The sequence below is a fragment of the Phycisphaeraceae bacterium genome (assembly GCA_019636555.1).
GTDB lineage: Bacteria > Planctomycetota > Phycisphaerae > Phycisphaerales > UBA1924 > JAFEBO01.
In genome coordinates this window covers 2,443,627-2,462,485 of record JAHBXH010000001.1, presented here as the reverse complement: position 1 = coordinate 2,462,485, position 18,859 = coordinate 2,443,627, and the positions used below count along the sequence as shown (strand labels likewise).

The 18,859-nt window shown below is 62.0% G+C and carries 18 protein-coding genes; 10 read left to right on the top strand and 8 right to left on the bottom strand.

What is annotated here, in order from left to right; translation table 11 throughout:
• Positions 1-811: 811 nt before the first annotated feature.
• Together KF691_10370 and KF691_10365 are read right to left on the bottom strand one after the other, a co-directional pair.
• Positions 812-2,374 carry a beta-lactamase family protein gene (locus KF691_10370; GenBank protein ID MBX3389844.1) on the bottom strand — a complete coding sequence of 521 codons (1,563 nt, stop codon included), beginning with the start codon at positions 2,372-2,374 and terminating at the stop codon, positions 812-814.
• Between the two features lie 256 nt (positions 2,375-2,630).
• Positions 2,631-3,143, bottom strand: a complete 513-nt coding sequence (locus KF691_10365) for a DUF1801 domain-containing protein (GenBank protein ID MBX3389843.1) — start codon at positions 3,141-3,143, stop codon at positions 2,631-2,633.
• Positions 3,144-3,539: 396 nt separating this feature from the next.
• On the opposite strand from KF691_10365, the gene KF691_10360 reads away from it, so the two are divergent.
• Entirely contained in the window at positions 3,540-4,406 is an 867-nt protein-coding gene (locus KF691_10360; GenBank protein ID MBX3389842.1) for a hypothetical protein, read from the top strand.
• A 52-nt stretch (positions 4,407-4,458) separates the two neighbouring features.
• Positions 4,459-5,019 (top strand): dihydrofolate reductase family protein, encoded by a 561-nt coding sequence (locus KF691_10355; protein ID MBX3389841.1) that lies wholly within the window; start codon positions 4,459-4,461, stop codon positions 5,017-5,019.
• A gap of 78 nt (positions 5,020-5,097) precedes the next feature.
• Here KF691_10355 and KF691_10350 read toward each other — a convergent pair whose 3' ends face one another.
• On the bottom strand, positions 5,098-6,042 hold the full coding sequence (locus KF691_10350) for a hypothetical protein (protein MBX3389840.1): 945 nt from the start codon (positions 6,040-6,042) through the stop codon (positions 5,098-5,100).
• Between the two features lie 167 nt (positions 6,043-6,209).
• Here KF691_10350 and KF691_10345 point away from each other — a divergent pair, with 167 nt between their 5' ends.
• The 3 genes from KF691_10345 (at position 6,210) to KF691_10335 (ending at position 8,793) form a co-directional block, all read left to right on the top strand.
• A complete protein-coding gene (locus KF691_10345; protein MBX3389839.1) occupies positions 6,210-6,920 on the top strand; it encodes a VOC family protein in 711 nt (236 codons plus the stop codon).
• A 20-nt stretch (positions 6,921-6,940) separates the two neighbouring features.
• Positions 6,941-7,696 carry a class I SAM-dependent methyltransferase gene (locus tag KF691_10340; GenBank protein MBX3389838.1) on the top strand — a complete coding sequence of 252 codons (756 nt, stop codon included), beginning with the start codon at positions 6,941-6,943 and terminating at the stop codon, positions 7,694-7,696.
• A gap of 245 nt (positions 7,697-7,941) precedes the next feature.
• Positions 7,942-8,793 carry a hypothetical protein gene (locus KF691_10335; protein MBX3389837.1) on the top strand — a complete coding sequence of 284 codons (852 nt, stop codon included), beginning with the start codon at positions 7,942-7,944 and terminating at the stop codon, positions 8,791-8,793.
• A gap of 119 nt (positions 8,794-8,912) precedes the next feature.
• Here the strand turns inward: KF691_10335 and KF691_10330 are convergent, their stop codons facing one another.
• Positions 8,913-9,437: a GNAT family N-acetyltransferase gene (locus KF691_10330; protein ID MBX3389836.1), complete on the bottom strand. Its 525-nt coding sequence runs from the start codon at positions 9,435-9,437 to the stop codon at positions 8,913-8,915.
• A 141-nt stretch (positions 9,438-9,578) separates the two neighbouring features.
• On the opposite strand from KF691_10330, the gene KF691_10325 reads away from it, so the two are divergent.
• Together KF691_10325 and KF691_10320 are read left to right on the top strand one after the other, a co-directional pair.
• Positions 9,579-10,124, top strand: coding sequence for a hypothetical protein (locus KF691_10325; protein ID MBX3389835.1), 546 nt, complete (start codon positions 9,579-9,581; stop codon positions 10,122-10,124).
• Positions 10,125-10,172: 48 nt separating this feature from the next.
• Positions 10,173-11,738 carry an FAD-dependent monooxygenase gene (locus KF691_10320; GenBank protein ID MBX3389834.1) on the top strand — a complete coding sequence of 522 codons (1,566 nt, stop codon included), beginning with the start codon at positions 10,173-10,175 and terminating at the stop codon, positions 11,736-11,738.
• A 4-nt stretch (positions 11,739-11,742) separates the two neighbouring features.
• Here the strand turns inward: KF691_10320 and KF691_10315 are convergent, their stop codons facing one another.
• From KF691_10315 to KF691_10300, 4 genes are all read right to left on the bottom strand, one after another.
• Entirely contained in the window at positions 11,743-12,687 is a 945-nt protein-coding gene (locus tag KF691_10315; GenBank protein ID MBX3389833.1) for a hypothetical protein, read from the bottom strand.
• A gap of 187 nt (positions 12,688-12,874) precedes the next feature.
• A complete protein-coding gene (locus tag KF691_10310; GenBank protein MBX3389832.1) occupies positions 12,875-13,129 on the bottom strand; it encodes a hypothetical protein in 255 nt (84 codons plus the stop codon).
• Positions 13,130-13,172: 43 nt separating this feature from the next.
• The gene (locus tag KF691_10305) at positions 13,173-13,907 is read right to left on the bottom strand and encodes a Gfo/Idh/MocA family oxidoreductase (protein MBX3389831.1); all 735 of its coding nucleotides are present in this window, start codon (positions 13,905-13,907) and stop codon (positions 13,173-13,175) included.
• Positions 13,908-13,996: 89 nt separating this feature from the next.
• Positions 13,997-14,176, bottom strand: a complete 180-nt coding sequence (locus KF691_10300) for a hypothetical protein (GenBank protein ID MBX3389830.1) — start codon at positions 14,174-14,176, stop codon at positions 13,997-13,999.
• A gap of 229 nt (positions 14,177-14,405) precedes the next feature.
• On the opposite strand from KF691_10300, the gene KF691_10295 reads away from it, so the two are divergent.
• From KF691_10295 to KF691_10285, 3 genes are all read left to right on the top strand, one after another.
• Complete coding sequence (locus KF691_10295) at positions 14,406-15,284, top strand: acyltransferase (protein ID MBX3389829.1); 879 nt, start codon at positions 14,406-14,408, stop codon at positions 15,282-15,284.
• Between the two features lie 295 nt (positions 15,285-15,579).
• Positions 15,580-16,785: a thiolase family protein gene (locus tag KF691_10290; GenBank protein ID MBX3389828.1), complete on the top strand. Its 1,206-nt coding sequence runs from the start codon at positions 15,580-15,582 to the stop codon at positions 16,783-16,785.
• Between the two features lie 122 nt (positions 16,786-16,907).
• Positions 16,908-18,833 carry a sigma 54-interacting transcriptional regulator gene (locus KF691_10285; GenBank protein ID MBX3389827.1) on the top strand — a complete coding sequence of 642 codons (1,926 nt, stop codon included), beginning with the start codon at positions 16,908-16,910 and terminating at the stop codon, positions 18,831-18,833.
• Positions 18,834-18,859: the final 26 nt, after the last annotated feature.

The window sequence follows — 18,859 nt, the reverse complement described above, 5'->3', positions numbered from 1 at the left end:
AATCCCCCGCAATGCCCACGCATGCACCCGCGCGAATACGCAATAAAAGCATAACACGCGAGTCCAGAGGCCCCGGGGCGGGAGCGACCAAGTGCCTGTGTGACGAAGGCATCGAGGCAATTGCAACCGGCGTTGCACCATTCCAGAATGCCGGGGGGCGGGCGCGTGATGGCAGCGGCATAGTTGACGCGGCCGTTGTGCGAACTATCTTCGCCTGCGTGCTGCGGCGAGCAGGGCCACACCGGCGAGCGCGAAGGCGCCGGGAGCGGGGACGATCGTGTCGATGACGATCGACGCTTCACCGCCAGAATGTGCGGGCCCGAAATATCACCGAAGAGAAACTGGCTCTCCGGCAGGAAATTGGTGTTGTGTGTCTGAACCAGTTCGTTGCTCGGCAGCGCCCCCGCAATGGCCGCGCCCGAAACGAAAATCCAGCCCTGGGTTGTTGTGTACGGACTTCCACGCCACGACGGCGGGTTGAAGTCTCCGCCTGCGAGGGCCAAACCCGCGAACGAATAAGCCGCGAAACACGCAAGAGTCTTATGCACGTCCACGCCTCCAAAGTTGCGCGGGAACGTCGAGGACGAAAAGGAAATTCGGAAATCCTCAGCGCCGAAGCAACCGTCGGGAGGTAATCAAAAAATATCGCGGCCGCAAAAGCATTTGCAGGAGGCAGTACCATCCGTTGCAGTCCTCCCGAATGCGGGAGGTGGAGGAAATGAAGGACATCGCAGCGCGGGCGCAGAGATACGGGTTCGTAACGAGAGTTGTGCGCCGGTCCAGGTTCGGCCGCGAATGTGGCGGCGAACGCTCACCGCCCCTGCCCGATCAACTCACGCGCCTTGGCTTCGACGAGGCGGGCGGCGCCGTCGTAGTTCGACAGCACGGAGACGGTGTACCCGCTCTCCAGATACATCCGAAATTGCGCGCTGATCCCGGCAAAGTCGCCGCCATGCCCGACGGCGCGCCCGACCGCCGTGTCTTCGACAAAGAAGCCCAATCCGTAGTCGAAAGACTGCGGCACTTCGGTCCGGGTCCATGCCGCGGCAAGGGAATCTTTGTCGAGAAGTCTGCCGGCGCGCAGCGCGCGATCGAATCGAAGCAGATCGGTCACGGTGGAATAGCCGCCGCCGGCCGGCCCGCCGCGAAAGACGTGCGCGAAGATGTTGTTGAAGTACTCGGTAGGGGAGCCGCCGGGGCCGATGAGGCGCTCGTATCCAACGGCGAGATTGTCGTTCACATGATCGAGCTGGTAGCAATCGGTGTTGCTCATGCCGGCAGGGCCGGTGACATGCTTGCGGATGTACTCGAAGTAGTTGTCGCCGCTCGCCTTTTCGACAACTGCCCCGGCGATGAGAAAGCCCGTGTTGCTGTAGCGCTGCTTTGTGCCGGGCTCGAACGCAAGGGTTTCGCCGACTGTCAGCGGCTTGTAGTCGTTCACTTCGCGAAAGTGCGCGCGGCTAGTACGCTCGAACGTCTCATTGAAGTACGACCCGAGGCCGGACGTGTGGTTGAGGAGTTGTCGGATCGTGACACGGTCGAGGATATCCTGGCTCAGCCACGAGGTATCGAGGTGCTTCGCGAGCGTGTCATCGAGGGAGAGTTTTCCCTGTTCCGCGAGCTGGAGGATCGCGACCGCGGTGAACATCTTGTTCATCGAACCGAGGTTGAACTTCGTGTCCACCGTGTTGGGCACCTTAAAGTCGCGGTTCGCCTGGCCCACGGCGGCCGAGAGCAGTACCTCGCCGTCCTTTGCCAGGAGCACCGCACCGCTGAACGCGTCCTGCTTCGCGAGCCGTTCGACATACGCGCCCAATTCCTGCGCGATCTGGGAATCGCTCAACGCCTCGGCCTTGGGCAGATCGCTCGGCGTGCGGGCGCGGCCGAAGTTGAGGCTCGCGATCTTGTACGGAGGCGCATCTTCGACATCGAGAATAATCGCCATCCACTGCTCGGAGATGCCGGTGCGCACAACGAGAATCGCGCTGGTCTCCGGGCGGGGCGGGTCATATGTGCGGGCGCCGTGCACCGTAAGCGTTCCGGCGACGGAACGGAAGTCGTTGTACACCTCGCCATGATGCTCGCTCGCGTCACGGAACGGAGGCGCGAACGACTCCTGCACGTAACGCAAGTACTGCGAAACGTCGCCCTTGTTGACAAGTTCGAGCACCTCCCGAGCGCGCTCGTAAGCCGGCGTGTCAGGAATCGGGGATGAATCGGAGTAGGGAGGAGGTTGGGAAGGAGTGGGTGCGGGACTCGAAGTTGGATTGGGGGCGGACTGAACGCTTTGCGCCATCGCGGGCACGGCGAGCAGCAAGGACCAGGCGACGGCGCGAAGACAAGCACGATGACGGAAAAGGCGGCGAGTCTGCATGAATTCTCCTCAGCGCAACAATGGCCCCCATCAAGAAGATATGTCGAAGAGCACCTTCCGTCGCAAAGTGTCGAGTTTTGCTCGGCGCCTCGCGAAAGCCCAACCGATCGTTCGTCCCGAACTCACGTGCTGGCGGGTCAATCGGATGGCAACAGCGCTGCACTTGGTGGATCGGCTGATCACCCCGAATCTGTTCCTGACCCGCGAATTATCGAACGCGCCGCGCGCCGGGCCGAGCCGGTCGCGCGAGATTGATTCACTTCTTGCGCGCTGATAAAGGAGGTTTCGCAAGCTTCGTCCGCGCACCCGCGGCACTCTTCTCGCGTGTGGGTCTTCCACCTACATCCACTCGCTTTCCGAGTCCGAACCGAATCACATCTTCAAGCACATCCACATCAACATCTGTCAAACTCTTGAACCGAATGCAATACCCCGTCACGCTTGCTTTGCCGAGCTTGGCCGCAAACTTCTTTTTCAGGAATGCCTTGTCGTCGATTCCCAGCACATACACCGAGATGCCCGTTGCATTGGCGCTGATGCCGATGCGAAACACATCTTTTGTGGTTCCGTCGGCATGCCGCATCGTGTGCGAGCCATACCCGATTGTCGGGTTGCTGACAGTTCGACCCCTTTCGTCTTTGCCATCAAAGAACGACAGCCGACACGCGGGCGATATGCGTATCGCCCGCCGGTGCAACTCGTGCATATCGCCGCGTTTCGGTTCGGGCTGGCTGTTGATGTACGCCGAGATTTGGTCTTTGACGCTCATAGAAAACACGATCCGAAAATACTCGATCGACCCTTCGCGCGAAAGCGCTCTGGACTTCGGATTGGAGTCTACAGCCGATCGTTCTGGCGGAAAGATGGGCGGTGGAGCGTTGGGGCGGGGTTGGTGTGTGGGAGGGTGGGGGTGGGGCGTTGCGGGTTGGCGGGCCGGGGTGGTCGCACAACAGCTTCGTGCGTGCTCTCAGCTGCCAACCACCTATCAAGCCCCAAAATCGCGAATCTGCGACGGCTTGGTTGAGAGTCACAGCGTGCCGCCACCTTGTAGGAACTTCTCCTGTTTCTTGTTTCTCGCGCGAATTGCCGCAATCCGCGCGACGTTGGAACGGGTGCGCCAGATACAATCGGTCCGCGCGGAGAATACTTGTAGGGGAGTTGGTTCATGAAGAGCTGTGGGTATGCCGCGGCAATGTCAATCGTCTTCTGCGCCCCTTCGTTCGCAACCTGGGGCGTGAAGTATCAGGTGAACGCCGGGGCCGGATGGTCGTCATCAATCACGGTCGACGTTTCCTCAAGTCCCAAGACAGTTGATTTTCGCATCATCGTCTATCACGACGGGATGACAGTTTCGAGCACCGAGTATGGAAGCGCTCCCGCATGGGCGCCGCTGCGGCTCTGCAACTCGCAGAAGATTCAGAACTTCGGCCTTGCCTCGCTCGGCGACAGTCTCTTGAGCTTTAAGGCCGAGGTTGGAACAGTGAATTCCAGCGCCCTGGTTCATGTGCAGTCGGGCGCGGACCGCATACTGGGCACACCGAACTCGGCATTTTCGTTCGCGTCCGACTCGGACTATTTGCTTCTCAATCCGCGCCCTCAAAGGCTGGAAACGATCTTCTACTCGGGGCAGATCCGAATCGGCAACACCGGTGCCGCGGCAACCGTGCGCAGCATCGTCCTGACCGCGAATTCATTCGCCTATCCGGACGCGGGCCAGGGCATGGGCGGGATGTACGGCGCGAGCTTTGTCACCGCGCCGAGTCTCGGGTTCGGTGTTGCGCTTCAACCGGCCATCCCGATTCCTGCGGTCATCTCGGTCGGGGCTCAACCGCCGTGCTTCGGCGATTTCAACGGCGATCGTCAGGTTGATGATTTGGACTTTGCGATCTTCGCGATCGCGTACGACCTTCTCGAGTGTTCCAATCCGAACATGCCCGCCGGCTGTCCCGCCGATCTGAACCGTGACGGATTGGTGGACGACTCCGATTTCGCTCTGTTCGCAGCGGCATACGACGCGCTCCTGTGTCCGTGAATCAGAATCGGATGGCGGGACGCGAGCGGCCTGACCGTGATACTTTGTTCGCATGCGCCCGCTTCGCTATTCCATCAACATCACACTCGACGGCTGCTGCGATCACCGCGCGGCTATTCCCGACGAAGAATTGCACCGTCATGCGGCACAACTCATCGCCCGCGCCGACGCTCTGTTGTTTGGGCGCGTGACTTACCAGATGATGGAATCGGCGTGGCGGTTGCCGCACGGAGAAGTCGTACGCAGCGGGCCCGATTGGATGCAGCCGTTCGCCCGCACGATCGATGCGGCGAAGAAGTACGTTGTTTCCAGCACGCTCGACCAGGTTGATTGGAATGCGGAGATTGTCCGCGGCGATCTCAAAGCGGCCGTTCTGGATTTGAAACACCAGCCCGGCGAATCGCTGTTCACAGGGGGCGTGCAACTCCCGCAAGCGCTCGCCGAACTCGGATTGATCGACGAGTACGAGTTCATCGTGCATCCGCGGATTGCCGGGCGCGGGCCGACGGTGTTCGCGGGGCTGTCGAAACATGTTGACTTGAAACCGATCGGCCGCATGGAATTCGCATCCGGAGCGGTGGCAATGAAATATGTGCCGCGGCGAGCCGATTGAGAATTCCGCGCGGACTGGGCTTGCCCGCATCCGGTGCTCAATGGCTCGCGATCTTCGAAGGCGATTCGCTTCGGACGGTCATGGGCAGACCAGCGCGTTGTACGCAAAGACGAACTCGACAAAATCGCCATCATCGACAAGGCCGTCGCCGTTCAGATCGGCCGGGCAACCGGCCGGCATCGCGGGATCGATGCAGTCCAAAATGTTGTACGCGGCGGCGAACGTCACGAAGTCGGAATCGTCCACCTGCCCGTCGTGATTGAGATCGGCTGGGCAGGTGTTTGAGGGAAGTGCCCAGTTTTTGCCTGAGCCCGAGGTCACGGTAAAGAGCGGAACCGGGGTTCCGTTCGAAAGAACGACACTTTGGATGCCGTCCCATACCACCGTGAGCGATGGGTCGACTGCCGCGGCGCCGGGGCCGTTGATGCTGAACGAGGCGAGTGCTGTCGCGGAGAGTTCGACTCGGAGCGTGCTTGGCACTCCGAACTGGAACGAAGTGCCGGGTGTATACGCCCCGATCGGCGCGCCTTGGTAACCGGGGTTGCCGGCATCTGGGCTGTTGAACTGTCCATCAACGCCGAGGTCGGGGCCGCCGGTGCCGAGATCGGCCTTGATGTACCAGCGCGCGACGGCGGAACCAGACCAGGCGTTGAGGTTGCCGGCGGCACGCACCCTGTACGTCACGATGCCGGCGGTGCCCGTCGGCACGCCCGGGGCGTTGATGGTAACGGTGTCTTCGAAAATTCCGGTTGCGGTCGACAGGAGTGCGCCGTTGGCGTGCGTGATCAAGCGGATGAAACCGTACTTGGTGTGAGCGCTCGCATCGCCGCTCGAATTCATTCCGCCCGTCGTGGAACCGGCCGCGTCCACAATGCCGGAGTTGGTATTTGTGATATCGATCGGCGTGCCGCCGAAGTGCGGGAAGACGATGACGTGCGCCGAGTTGGTGACGGCGCGAGCTGCGTGGCAGATTGTGAAAAGGGAAAGAGTCGCAAGAATCAGGTGCGCCGTTGAGAGATACATTGTGTTGTCTCCACAAGGGAGTTCGCGTGCCTCCGGGACGAGCGTAACAGGCGTGTCCACTTCAACAACGAATCGCTTTGCCCGAACGATTCGCATTGGAAAAAAGCCCCGGTAGACTTCAGAATGTCGCGACGCGAGACTGCTGGCTCTGGATTGGATCCGCGATTGTGCACTCTCAACTCTCCTGTCCGCTCGGAGAGCGCTTGCAGGGTGTCCAGCACTTCGGACTGACCGTCCAGAACATGGACCGCGCCTTCGAGTTCTATACCGAAGTTCTCGGGGGAACCGAGATCATGCGCGACGGCGACTTCCAGGGAGAACGCATCCACAACACGCTCCTCACTGATCAGGAAATCGAGGCCCGCCGCCGCCGGATCAACCCGCGGACGATGGGCGTCCCCGACCTCAGGGGCGGCGCCCAGCGACTCGACGTCCGTTTCATCCAGTTCGACAATGTCGTTATCGAGCTGCTGCAGTACCGCGACGCGTCGCAGCCGGCCGGAACCGGAGCGAGCTTTGCCGAACCGCTTGACCACATGAGCCCCGCCTTCCCGCGCATGATGCACATCTGCTTTCACATGCGAGACGATGTCGATTTCAACAAGTTCATCGCGGATCTCGAAGCGGAATCCGCGAAGCGCGGCATGACGCAGGTGCGCGCCAACCGTGTGATCACGGTCACAAGCGAAGAGGAGCGGCTTGGCGCGCCGCGCGAATCCAACAGCAACGGCATCACCGAGGGCAGGTCGAACGGCTGGCGGCTCATCTACTGCAAGGGACCAGAAGGCGAGCAGCTCGAGTTCGTGCAGGCGCTCGGACCCGTGAAAGAGATTTTTGACGGCGCGTCGGCGGCGCGACAGATCGCGGCGCGCAAATGAGGACTTCGAAACAAGAGAGCATGTCCCTCTACGACTCGATCGGCACGAACTATGCCTCGTTCCGGAAGCCGGATCCGCGCATCGCCGAAGCGATCACGCTCGCGCTCGGCGACGCGGCGAGCGTGGTGAACGTGGGCGCCGGAACGGGCTCGTACGAGCCGCGCGACCGATCCGTGGTTGCGCTCGAGCCCTCGGAGGCCATGATCCGGCAGCGCCCGGCGGGCGCTGCGCCGTGCATTCAAGGTTTGGCGGACGCGCTGCCGCTCGAGTCGAAATCTGTTGACGCTGCGATGGCGGTGTTGAGCGCTCATCACTGGCCGGAACTGGAGAATGGGTTTCGCGAGATGGCGCGGGTTGCGCGCGGCCGGGTTATTCTGCTGACTTGGGTGCCGGATTCCGCACCGTTCTGGCTGACCCGGGACTACTTCCCGGAGATTCTCGCGCACGATCGGGCGATTTTTCCGGAGGGCGGGGCGCTCGCGGCGATACTGGAGCGCGCGGTCGGGCCGACTCGGGTCGTACCACTGCCGATTCCGCACGACTGCATCGACGGGATGCTTGGTGCATATTGGCGCAGGCCGGAGCTGTATTTGGAGGACGATCGCCGGAGCTGCATGTCGAGCTTCGCGCGAATCGATGGCGCGCCCGGGCTGGCGAGGCTCTGTGCCGATCTTGTGAGCGGGCGCTGGGCCGAGCGCAATCTTCATATTCTGGATCTTGAGTCGCTCGATCTCGGATATCGGATCGCGGCTTGCGACGTCCGCGGCGCATCCTGACGCAAGTTCTGATTTGCGAATGGCTTCCCGGTGTCGCGCGACTGGTCGGGCGCGCGAGCGGAATCAAACTGCGGCGGGCGTGACAGAATTGTCGATGGTCGAGTGCAACCGTTCGGTCAAGGCCGCCGAACGTTGATCGGCGGGTGGCAGGCGGCGGCGGGGGAACGGGATTCACGATTTGTTTGCGATGAGCGTGCGCATTGAGGCGCATGCCGGTGCGGGAATTGTTTTTCAGAAGCAGGCTCATGCTGAACTTTGGGATGGCGGCGGGAATGGCGACCCTTGTGTGCTCGAACGCGCTTGCCGTGTGGGGCGTCAAATATGAAGTCAACAGCGGCTGGACCAATCCGACGACCATCGACGTCTCGGGCGGCGCCAAGACGGTCGATTTTCGGATCAGCGTGTATCACGATGGGGTGACACAAGTACTGAGTGCCAGTGGGTTGAAGACAGCGCTTGCTTGTTTGCGGTTGTGCAATTCGCAGAAGATCACTGACTTTGGCTCGGCGGGTTCAGGCGACGAACTGCTCGCGTATCAGTGCATCGTTTCGAGCGTGAACAACAAAGCGCTTGAGCATTCCCAGGTGGGTGCGAACATGATCCTGGGAACCCCCAATAGCGTGCTTTCGTTTGCGTCTGACACGAACCATGCCCCGTCCAAGCCGATCCTTCAGAAATTGGAAACCCGGTACTACGCCGGACAGATTCGCATCGGCACCGGGGCAGGAACCGCGCGCACGGTTTCAATCACAGCGAATTCGTTCGGCTATCCGAACGCGGGCACCTCGGCAGGCGGTCAATACGGCGCGAGCTTCTACGTCTCGCCGACGGTCGCAGATAGCGGCATCGTGTTGGCGCCGGCAGTCGTTGTACCCGCGATCATCACGGTCGAAATTCCGTGTCCGGCCGATCTTGATGGTGACCGCGTAGTTGGCGACGCCGATTTTTCGATCTTCGCTGCCGCGGCGGATATATACACATGCTCCGATACTTCGATGCCCGCGGGTTGCCCGGCGGACCTCAACGGCGACGGCTTTGTGGACGAGTCCGACTTCACGATCTTTGCGTTGGCGTACGACGAGGTGCTTTGCCCGTAGGCCTTCGTTGGGGGCGGCGCCTTCGGTCTACTGCGCCGGGCTGCCGCCTCGAGCTTCGGTCGCCCGAAATCCGATCAGTCATGCGTTCGGGTGATTTGCTGCGCGATTTCGATCACACACTAGGCGAGTTCAAACTCCGCGATCTCGCGGGCGACGTACCGCTCGGTTTCTTCGCCCATGCGGAAGCCGGTCAAGCGGAAGCCGCACTTTTCGAGGATGCGACGCGACGCGGTGTTGGTGGATGCCGTGGTCGCAAAGAGCGGCCGGCGCGGCTCTTCCTTGAGAAACAGCTCGAGCGCGCGCGAAGCGAATCGCTTTCCCCAGTGCGCTTTGGCGATCCAGTATCCGACGCAGTCGCGGCCGTCGGCCTGGAAACAGGAGATGCTTCCGGCGATCTCGTTCGCCGCGATTCCGTTTTCGGTTGCCTTGATCTCGATCACGCGCGAATTGATCGTCGGATTGGCGAAGTGCCCTTCCCAGGCGGCGAAAAAAACTTCGCGTGAGCGCGGCTTGGTGCCCGCCATTTCGTTCGAGACCGGGTCGCACTGCATTTCGAAGAGCGCCGGTAAATCGTCCGGGGTTGTCCGTCGAAGCCGGATCTGAGGAACCTCGGACTCTGGAAGGTTGCGGACACCGGAAGGCATTGCAGATGCTAGCGGATCGCGGGCGGCAATCGGTATTTGTCGGTCGCGGATCGCATTGGATGTTGTCGGGCTGCAAGGTTTTGCTCCGGCGCGGCAACTCCTGAGAGTCCGTTCTCGCCTTTTGTTGTCCGGAGCTCTCCAATGAAGAATCGATTTGTCTGTCTGAGCCTGATTATCGCGGGTGTCGAAGTCGGTCTGGCCGATTCCGCCTACGCGTTCACATTCACGCTGACGCCGGTCACAAACACGACCCCGAATTTCGCGGGGACGATCCTGATTACGGGCACGGTGACCATGGGCGCGGGCGAGACGTTTCTCAATCCGAATGTGATGTCGACCGTGTACCTGCCGTTTTTGCCGACGTTCACCGCGGGATTCAACAGTCCGGGGCAGACGTGGGACGCGGGGTTTCTCGCCTGGAACGGGATCGGTTCGTACACGGGGGCGATCTACAACCACCAGATCAACGCGGGGAATCTCGGGTATTCCGGGGGGATGCCGCTGGGTCTGTACAACTTCAACCCGGGCGGGCCGGGCGGTTCGCCGGCGATCACATTGAGCTATATCGATGCGAGCGGCGGCACGCATTCGGTGACTTCGAAGTACGCGGTGAATGTGGTTCCGGCACCGGGCGCGGCGGGCGCACTGGCGATGGGTGCGCTGCTGGCTATCCGACGGAGGCGATAGATTCGGCGGCCGGCCGGGCATGAATCCGACTGCCTGATACAGTCCGATATGGCTGCTGATGTCGGCGTGCTCATCGTGGGAGGCGGACCGACCGGGTTGCTCCTTGGGTCGGAGCTGATCCGGCGCGGCGTTCCGGCACGAATCGTCGATTGCAATCCGGCGCCGCTGAAATGGGACCGGGCGACGGTCGTGCATCCGCGGTCGCTGGAGTTCTTCGAGGCGCTTGAGATCGTCGAGCCCTTGCTGGAAGTGGGTGCCAAGCAGAGGGTCGCGAAGATCCATTCCTATGGGGAGCAACTCGCGACGATCGATCTGTCGCTGTGCGACAGCCGCTACCCGTTCAACGTGGGCGTGTCGGAAGAAGTCACCGAGCGGGTGCTGACGGGGCTTCTTGAGAGCGTTGGTGGCGAGGTGATTCGGTCGTCGAAGCTTGTCGATCTGGTCGAGCGCGGCGACCACGTGCTCGCGACGATCGAGCGCGAGGGCAGAAAAGAAGAACTGGAAGCCGGGTGGGTGGTGGGGTGCGATGGACTGCACAGCGTGACGCGCGAGAAGGCCGGGATCGGGATGGAGGGGAGCGACATCGAGAAGCCGTGGGCGGTGTTCGACGCGACGATGCGCGGTTGGCCGGACACATACGAGGGCAACTTCGGGTACCTGGATGATCCGACGGTATTGATCACGGCGCTGCCGGGGAAGAGGTGGCGGGTGTATCTGCACCCGAAGTCGCCGACTTCGGATTTGGTTGCGGATGCGAAAGAAACGGTGACGCGCTATGTGCCGGGGCTCGAGTTCGACGACGTGGTGAATCCGGTGCGGTTTCACTGTCACTCGAAGATCGCGACGCGGTATCGCGCGCGGAAGATCCTGCTGGCGGGCGATGCGGCGCACGTGTGCTCGCCGGCGCAGGGGCACGGGATGAACACCGGGTTGGGGGATGCGTTCAATCTGGGTTGGAAGCTCGCGCTCGTGTGCAAAGGGCTGGCGAAAGAGGCTCTGCTGGACACGTACGAGGCGGAGCGGCGCGCGGTGGCGGAGATGGTCCTGAAGGAGGGCCAGGATTTCGAGAACGCGTTGCTCTTGAAGGATCCAGAAGCGCGCGCGGAGCGCGATCGTGCGATCGCCTCGGCTTTCGGCGATGAGGCGGGGAGGCATCACGAAGCGGCGGCGGAGGCGGAACTGGATATCGACTATGGCACTTCGCCGATTGTGGTGGGGGAGAAGAGCGAGGGGGTGCGCGCCGGCGGCCGGATCGTGGATTCGATCGCGATCTCAAAATCGGACGTGAGATGGCTGCACGAGCTGGCGCATCGCGCGGGGCACACGGGGATCGTGCTTGCCGGGCCGGAATCGGATGCGGATGAGGCGACGAAGCTGTACCGGACATTGAGCGAGACCGAATCCGCGCTCATCGAGAAGTGGGCGCTGGTCACGACGCGCCCGGACCCCGCGGGCGTTACGCCCCGGATGACGCCGGGTGGGGCGGCGAGGTTGGGCGTTCGCGGCACGACTTTGCTGGTGATCAGGCCGGACTTGTACATCGGGCTGCGGGCCGATGAGGATCATGCGGAGGCGCTCGAGCGATACCACGAGAAAGTGGAGAAAGGGGGGTGATCGCTCACGGGCACACAAGATCGTTGTACGCGACGACGAAGAGTACAAAGTCGGAGTCGTCGACGAAGCCGTCGCCGTTGAGATCGGCGGGACATCCCGCAGCCATCGACGGATCGGCGCAGTCGAGAATGTTGTATGCGTTGACAAGGAGGACGAAATCGGAGTCGTCGACGAAGCCGTCGTTGTTGAGGTCGCCGGCGCATGCCGCGGCGGCGGGGGCCCAATCGGTTCCTGATTCGGAACTGATTGAGAACGTGCCGACCGGAGCGCCGTTCGCCTGTACATCCGAGATTCCGTTCCAGTACAGCCGAACAAAGGGGGCGACCGATGCGAGCCCGGGGCCGTTTTGGCTGTAGCTCGCCTGCGCGCTCGCGGACAGCTCCACGTCGAGCGTCGTGGTGACGCCGTACTGAAACGAGACCGTCGCGGAGTATGTGCCAAAGGTGTCGCCGGAAGCGCCGGGCGGGAACAAGTCGGGGCTGTTGATGCGTCCGGAGCGTCCGATGTCGAACGCGCCGCCGCCGAGGTCGGCGGACAATCGCCAACTGGAGGCCGATGCGCCCTGCGTCGCGTTCAAGAAGCCTTCGACGCGCACGCCGAATGTGAGCGATCCTTGCGTGCCGGCGGCGACACCCGGAGCGGTGATCGTTAATGAATCCCGAAACCAGCCGATCGCGGCGGAATTGATCGCACCGACCGCGTGCGATTGAAGGTTGATGAAGCCGTACGACGTATGGGCGTTGGCGTCGCCGGAGGAGCCGGCGCCGCCGGTGGTGGAGGCCGATGCGTCGATAGGGCCTGCGCTCTGGTTGATCAGGTCAATGGGCCCGGCGCCGCCGCTGAAACTGGGGCTGAGTGTGACCCGCGCGGTGTTGATGTGCGTGGCGCGGGCTGCGCACGCGAAGGCCATCGCGGCGATGAAGCAGGACGGCGATCGACGGATACGCATATCAATCTCCTCTTTCGCCGGACTCCGGCAACCGAATCTCATTTGAAAGAGCGGAATTCAAAGCAGACTGCCGCGGAACGATCAACAAAATGGTGCAGATATTCGGTCGGGCACGACCTCAAATGGGGGAACGGTTCGGGGAGGGTGGGGCGCCCGGGAGAGCCGGAGCGCGAGGGCATCGGCGGCGTCAATTCGGGCGTCTGATCGCGTCGGCGATGGCGTCCATCAGCGTTTGAGTCGCGAGCGTGGCCTTGGCGTATGCGGCGCGGTGAATGCGGTCGGGGGACGCGACGAGTTGCGCGAACGTGTCGATCATGCGGATTTGCTGGGGGACGGGCGAGGGTGTTTCGATGAAGCGAATGTCTTTACGGGTGCCGGTACCGGTGCGGAATGAGTAGCCGGTTCGGAGGTCGGGATTCCGGATGCCCAGCTGTTGGTGCAATCGATCACGAAGTCGTCCATGCTGATCGCACCGCTCGGGCCGATCAGATCGAGATCCATGATCGCGACGCCGGTGCTGAAACCGACATCAAAGGTCGAGACCTCGCCGCTCTCGAACACGAGCATGCCGGTGGCACGAATGATGGCGCCGGATGAAGGATCGAACGCGGCGCTCGCCGTGGAGGAGGCGATGCGGCCGGCCGGGCGGAGGTATTCCACGACGGATCGTGCGGAGTACCAGCCGAGATCACCGAGCGCGCCGAACGGCTCCTGGGCGCGATCGAAGCGGATGTTTGCGTGATCGGAGAGCTGGATGTAGAAGCGGGTGTGCAGCGTGCGTGCCGAGCCGAGCTGCGATGGGATGGCGGCTTGAATTGCCGCGGTTCTCGGATGGTGAACGAAGTGAGTCGCGTCCATGAAGACGAGTGCGCTGGCCCTGCTGCATCGGTCATGTGTCGAACCGAGGCGAGATTCAAGAAGGGCTTTTCGACGAGCACGTGCTTGCCCGCGGCGATCGAAGCGAGCGTGATTGATTCACGCGGAATGGTGGGGGAGGAAATGTAAATCGCATCGACGTCCGTGCGGCGGAGCAGCTCATCCAAACCCTCGACCGGTTCGGCGCTGTTGGCGGACTCGCGGCCGGAAACAAACGACCGCGCCTTTTCGAGGGTCCGGCTCGAGACCGCGGCGAGGGCGGCGCACTTCGATTGCGAGATCGCATCGGCGACAATGCCCGCGATCACTCCGGTGCCCACGATTCCGAATCGAACCCGAGACATCGCGAACCCTTGTGCGATCGGCAAGAGGAAGAAGCCGCGGGGACAGAGTAGACACGCGGGAGGCGGGCGCGACCGAATCTATCGCGCGGTCACTTCTCGTGCGCTCTTGCTTGAGAAGTGTCGGCCAGGCTCAAGAGCAGAACGAAGCCGAACATCGGAAGCAGGAAGTCTTCGTAGGTGAGGGTTCTTCCATTATTCTTTGCAATAGCAAGCCCGCCCAGCGCGATGATGAGCAGAATCACGTTCAGCACAATTGCAACCTTCCGCATTCGATGCCCCCTCGCTCACAGAGAATATCAAGAAGACGTGTTCGAGCGAAGCGAAGGGTTGGAGCGAGGCGCGGCCGGCGCAAGACCGGTTTCCGGGAGCCGCGCTCGCGGGGCGGCGATTTGCCCGGCGAGCGGCGCAAGCCCATCCGGAAGGCCTCTTCACAATCCGGTCGGGTTCTGGTAAACTGGAACGCTTTCCACCTCAAACCATGAAACGGGAAGATCCACCATGCCCCGAGTGACACGTGCAGCGTTGATCCAGTGCTCGAACCCGGTGTCCGAAACGACGGACCTGAAGAAGATCAAGTCGGCGATGATCGAGAAGCATCTGGGGCTCATCAAGAAGGCGGCGGAAGACGGCGCGAAGGTCTGCTGCCTGCAGGAGATTTTCTACGGGCCGTATTTCTGCGCCGAGCAGCAGGTGAAGTGGTACGACACAGCGGAGCCGATTCCGGACGGGCCAACGATCAAACTGATGCAGGACCTCGCGAAGAAGCACCAGATGGTGATGGTGGTTCCGATTTATGAATTGGATATGACCGGCGTGTATTACAACACGGCGGCGGTGATCGACGAGACGGGGCAGTACCTGGGCAAGTATCGCAAGCACCACATCCCGCATTGCCACCCGGGATTCTGGGAGAAGTTCTACTTCAAGCCGGGGAATCTGGGCTATCCGGTTTTTCAGACACGCTTCGGGAAGATCGGCGTGTACATCTGCTACGACCGGCACTTCCCGGAGGGCGCGCGCGAGCTGGGATTGAACGGCGCGGAGATCGTGTTCAACCCGAGCGCGACGGTCGCGGGGCTCAGTGAGTACCTGTGGAAGATCGAGCAGCCGGCGCACGCGGTGGCGAATCAATATTTTGTCGGCGCAATCAACCGCGTGGGGACGGAAGCGCCGTGGAACATCGGTGAGTTCTACGGGCAGAGTTATTTCTGCGATCCGCGCGGGCAGATTATCAAGCAGGCGAGCAGAGAGAAGGATGAGGTGGTCGTTGCCGACCTCGATCTCGACAAAATCCAGGAAGTGCGGAATGTGTGGCAGTTCTATCGCGATCGGCGGCCGGAGAGCTATACGCAGACGGCGAAGGCGATCGGGGTGTAGGGAAATGGCCAAAGGGCCAAATTTCCAAAGGGCCAAAGAGGGGAATGCGAAAGCATTTACGACGGAGGCGCAGAGGCACGGCGAAAAGGGAAGATGGGGAAGGCAAAGAGTCAGAATGCCAAAGGGCAAGTCGCAATTCGAGATTCGGATTTTGGATTGCGGAATGACGGGGCGGGGTGGAGTGAGCGTGATTTTTTTGCCGCGTAACGGGGGCGGAATCCGCTCATCCAACGCTGGCGTATCCTGACAGAACGAGACACTTCACGGCATTTGCCGGTCATTTACGGAGCAGTTCATGTCCACCGCGAACACGATCCCCGTCATCCTTGCCGCCAAACGCACACCGATCGGGAAGTTCTTTGGTGGACTGTCGAAGGTGCCTTCGCCGGTGCTGGGGTCGTACGCGTTGAAGGCGGCGCTGGATGCGGTTCCGGGCGCGGCCGGCGCGGTTGATGAGGTGATCATGGGGTGCGTGCTGCAGGCGGGGCTCGGACAGAATCCGGCGCGGCAGGCGGCGTTGAAGGCGGGGCTGCCCGACACGATGAGCGCGCAGACGATCAACAAGGTGTGCGGCAGCGGATTGCAGGCGGTGATGCTGGCGGCGCAGTCGATCAAGGCGGGGGATAACCAGATTGTCGGTGCGGGCGGATTCGAGAACATGACGGCGGCGCCGCACTTTGCGCGGGTGCGCGAGGGCGTGAAGTACGGCCCGGCGGCGATGGAAGACCACATGGCGTACGACGGGCTGCGCTGCGCGTTCGAGGCGTGTGCGATGGGGAACAGCGCGGACCATATCGCGCGGAAGTTTGAGATTTCACGTGCAGAGCAAGATCGGTTCGCGGTGCAGAGCCATCAGCGGGCGGCGGAGGCGACGAAGAACGGTTGGTTCAAGAACGAGATCGTCGCGCTGACGGGTGAGCTGTGTCTGGATAAAAAGTCGCCGGGCGTCAGCGCGGATGAGGGGATTCGCGCGGATACGAGCATCGACAGCGTGGGCAAGTTGCGTCCCGCCTTTGAAAAAGACGGAACGGTGACGGCGGCGAACGCCAGCCAGATTTCGGATGGCGCGGCGGCGCTGATCGTCGCGAGCCTCGCGAAGGCGGAGCAACTGGGCGTGAAGCCGATCGCGAAGATCATCGCGTATCACACCAGCGGCGTGGCGCCGAAGGACATTTTCGCGGCGCCGATTGAAGGGATCAAGGGCGCGCTGGCGAAAGCGAAGTTGAGCGCGAAGGACATCGACCTATTCGAGATCAACGAGGCGTTCGCGGCGCAGATCCTGTGCAATGTGAAGGGGCTGCTCTCGGCGGGGCACGAAATCCCGGAGAGCAAGCTGAACATCACCGGCGGCGGCATCGCGCTTGGGCACCCGATCGGGGCGAGCGGTGCGCGCGTGCTGACAACGCTGATTCACCAGTTGCACCGGACGGGCGGGAAGAGAGGCGTTGCGGCGCTGTGTCTGGGCGGGGGCAATAGCGTGGCGATGGTGGTGGAGGTTTGATGGCGGTGTGCTGATTTTCGAAATCTTTGAAAAACTGCGAAGACGCCGAATGAGCGGGTGAAGGAACTCCTTCATCGCTGGACGCGGCCGCGGCCTGACTTCGGGTACGATGCTGCGCGAAGATGGCGATACGGGCGCGACAACGGATGACCGGGGACATTCCAAAGCATCTTGACCCTGCGGCGACGCCGGAACTCCTGAAAGAGGATTCTGCGCTGGCGACACTTTTGAGGAGCGTCGCGGCGGCGTCGGGCGATGAGCGATTCCGGCGGATGGCGCAGTGCCTGGCGGAAGCGCTGAGTGTCAAGTATGCGATCGTCGCGCAGTTCGATGCGGCGAAGCAATCCGCGAAGTCGCTGGCGTTCTGGGCGGGGGACAAATTCCTCGACAATGTGGAGTGGCCGATCGCGGGCACGCCGTGCGAGCGCGTGCTTGGCGGGAAGTTCAGTTTGTATCCGAAGGACACCGCGAAACTGTTTCCGCTGGATACGCCGCTGGCGGAGATGGGAGTCGAGAGCTATCTGGGTGTGCCGCTGCTCGAACAGAAGGGGGCGGTGCTCGGGCACGTGTTTGTGATGGACACCAAGCCGATGCCGCCGGAGCCTCGGCATCTGGCGCTCTTTCAGATTTTCGCGGCGCTGGCGGCGGGAGAGCTCGCGCGGGTGCGGTTGGAGAAATCGCTGATCGAGAGCGAGGACCGATTCAGGGATCTCTTTGATGAGGCACCGATCGCATATGTGCATGAAGGGGTCGATTCACGGTTCATTCGCGCGAATCGCGCGGCGATGCGGATACTCGGAATTCGGCCGGATCAGATCGAAGGCACGTACGGCAAGAGCTTTGTGCCCGACACGCCTGAGGCGCAGCAGCGTTTGAAGGCGGCGTTCGAGTCGATCGGACGCGGCACGGATACGAGCGGCGTCGTGCTCGAACTGCGGCGGAAGGACAACGGAAAGCCGGTGTGGATCCAGTGGTGGTCGAAGCCGGATCCGAGCGGGATGTACACGCGCACGATGTTCGTCGATATCACGGACCGCGTGCTGATGGAGCAGGAGCAGGCGCGGCTCAAGGCGCAGAACAGGTTTCTCAGCGAAGAGATCAAGGCGAGCCACAATTTCGATGAGATCGTGGGGAGCAGCACGGGATTGATCAAGGTGCTCGAGAACGTGGAGCGGGTCGCGCCGACGGATTCGACGGTTTTGATTCAGGGAGAGACCGGAACAGGAAAGGAATTGATCGCGCGGGCGATCCATGAACGCAGCCAGAGGAAGAACGGACCGTTTGTCAAGGTAAACTGCGCAGCTTTGCCGGCGGGGCTTGTCGAGAGCGAGTTTTTCGGGCACGAGAAGGGCGCTTTTACGGGCGCTGTGAACGCACGTCGCGGCAGGTTCGAGCTTGCCGACGGGGGAACTATTTTTCTGGATGAGGTGGGAGAGGTGGCGCCGGATGTTCAGGTGAAGCTGCTGCGCGTCTTGCAAGAGAACGAATTCGAACGGGTCGGCGGATCGGAGACGGTGCGGGTGAATGTGCGTGTGATCGCGGCGACGAATCGGGATTTGGCGGCGGACGTGAAGTCGCAGAAATTCCGCGCGGACCTGTTCTTTCGGTTGAGTGTCTTCCCGATCAGTGTGCCGCCACTGCGGGAGCAGATCCCGGACATCCCGATCCTGGCGTCGTACTTTGTGACGCAGATCGCGGCGTCACTCGGTAAGAAATTCGACGAGATCGACGGCGCGACGATGGAGCGCCTGCTGCGCTATGGATGGCCTGGGAATATCCGCGAGTTGAGAAACCTGCTGGAGCGTGCGGCGATCTTGTGCGATGGGCGCGTGCTGAGGCTCAGCGAGAACGATCTTCCCGGGGCTGGGGATGCCGGCGCGGTCGAGGCAAAGTCTGCGTCGCTCGAGGAAGTGGAGAAGCAGCACATCCTGGCGGTGTTGGCACAAACCGAGGGTGCAATCGCCGGCCCGAAAGGCGCGGCGAAGATTCTCGGGCTCGCGCCGAGCACGCTGCGGAGCCGGATGGATCGCCTCGGGATCAAGGCCTGATGGCGGTTTGAAAGCGTGAAACGCGA

Coding starts and splice junctions, on each gene's coding strand:
- KF691_10325 (MBX3389835.1), top strand. CDS start 9,579: ATGAAGAATCGATTTGTCTGTCTGAGCCTGATTATCGCGGGTGTCGAA.
- KF691_10350 (MBX3389840.1), bottom strand. CDS start 6,042: ATGTATCTCTCAACGGCGCACCTGATTCTTGCGACTCTTTCCCTTTTC.
- KF691_10335 (MBX3389837.1), top strand. CDS start 7,942: ATGCTGAACTTTGGGATGGCGGCGGGAATGGCGACCCTTGTGTGCTCG.
- KF691_10360 (MBX3389842.1), top strand. CDS start 3,540: ATGAAGAGCTGTGGGTATGCCGCGGCAATGTCAATCGTCTTCTGCGCC.
- KF691_10330 (MBX3389836.1), bottom strand. CDS start 9,437: ATGCCTTCCGGTGTCCGCAACCTTCCAGAGTCCGAGGTTCCTCAGATC.
- KF691_10285 (MBX3389827.1), top strand. CDS start 16,908: ATGGCGATACGGGCGCGACAACGGATGACCGGGGACATTCCAAAGCAT.
- KF691_10340 (MBX3389838.1), top strand. CDS start 6,941: ATGTCCCTCTACGACTCGATCGGCACGAACTATGCCTCGTTCCGGAAG.
- KF691_10290 (MBX3389828.1), top strand. CDS start 15,580: ATGTCCACCGCGAACACGATCCCCGTCATCCTTGCCGCCAAACGCACA.
- KF691_10320 (MBX3389834.1), top strand. CDS start 10,173: ATGGCTGCTGATGTCGGCGTGCTCATCGTGGGAGGCGGACCGACCGGG.
- KF691_10365 (MBX3389843.1), bottom strand. CDS start 3,143: ATGAGCGTCAAAGACCAAATCTCGGCGTACATCAACAGCCAGCCCGAA.
- KF691_10300 (MBX3389830.1), bottom strand. CDS start 14,176: ATGCGGAAGGTTGCAATTGTGCTGAACGTGATTCTGCTCATCATCGCG.
- KF691_10315 (MBX3389833.1), bottom strand. CDS start 12,687: ATGCGTATCCGTCGATCGCCGTCCTGCTTCATCGCCGCGATGGCCTTC.
- KF691_10370 (MBX3389844.1), bottom strand. CDS start 2,374: ATGCAGACTCGCCGCCTTTTCCGTCATCGTGCTTGTCTTCGCGCCGTC.
- KF691_10295 (MBX3389829.1), top strand. CDS start 14,406: ATGCCCCGAGTGACACGTGCAGCGTTGATCCAGTGCTCGAACCCGGTG.
- KF691_10355 (MBX3389841.1), top strand. CDS start 4,459: ATGCGCCCGCTTCGCTATTCCATCAACATCACACTCGACGGCTGCTGC.
- KF691_10305 (MBX3389831.1), bottom strand. CDS start 13,907: ATGTCTCGGGTTCGATTCGGAATCGTGGGCACCGGAGTGATCGCGGGC.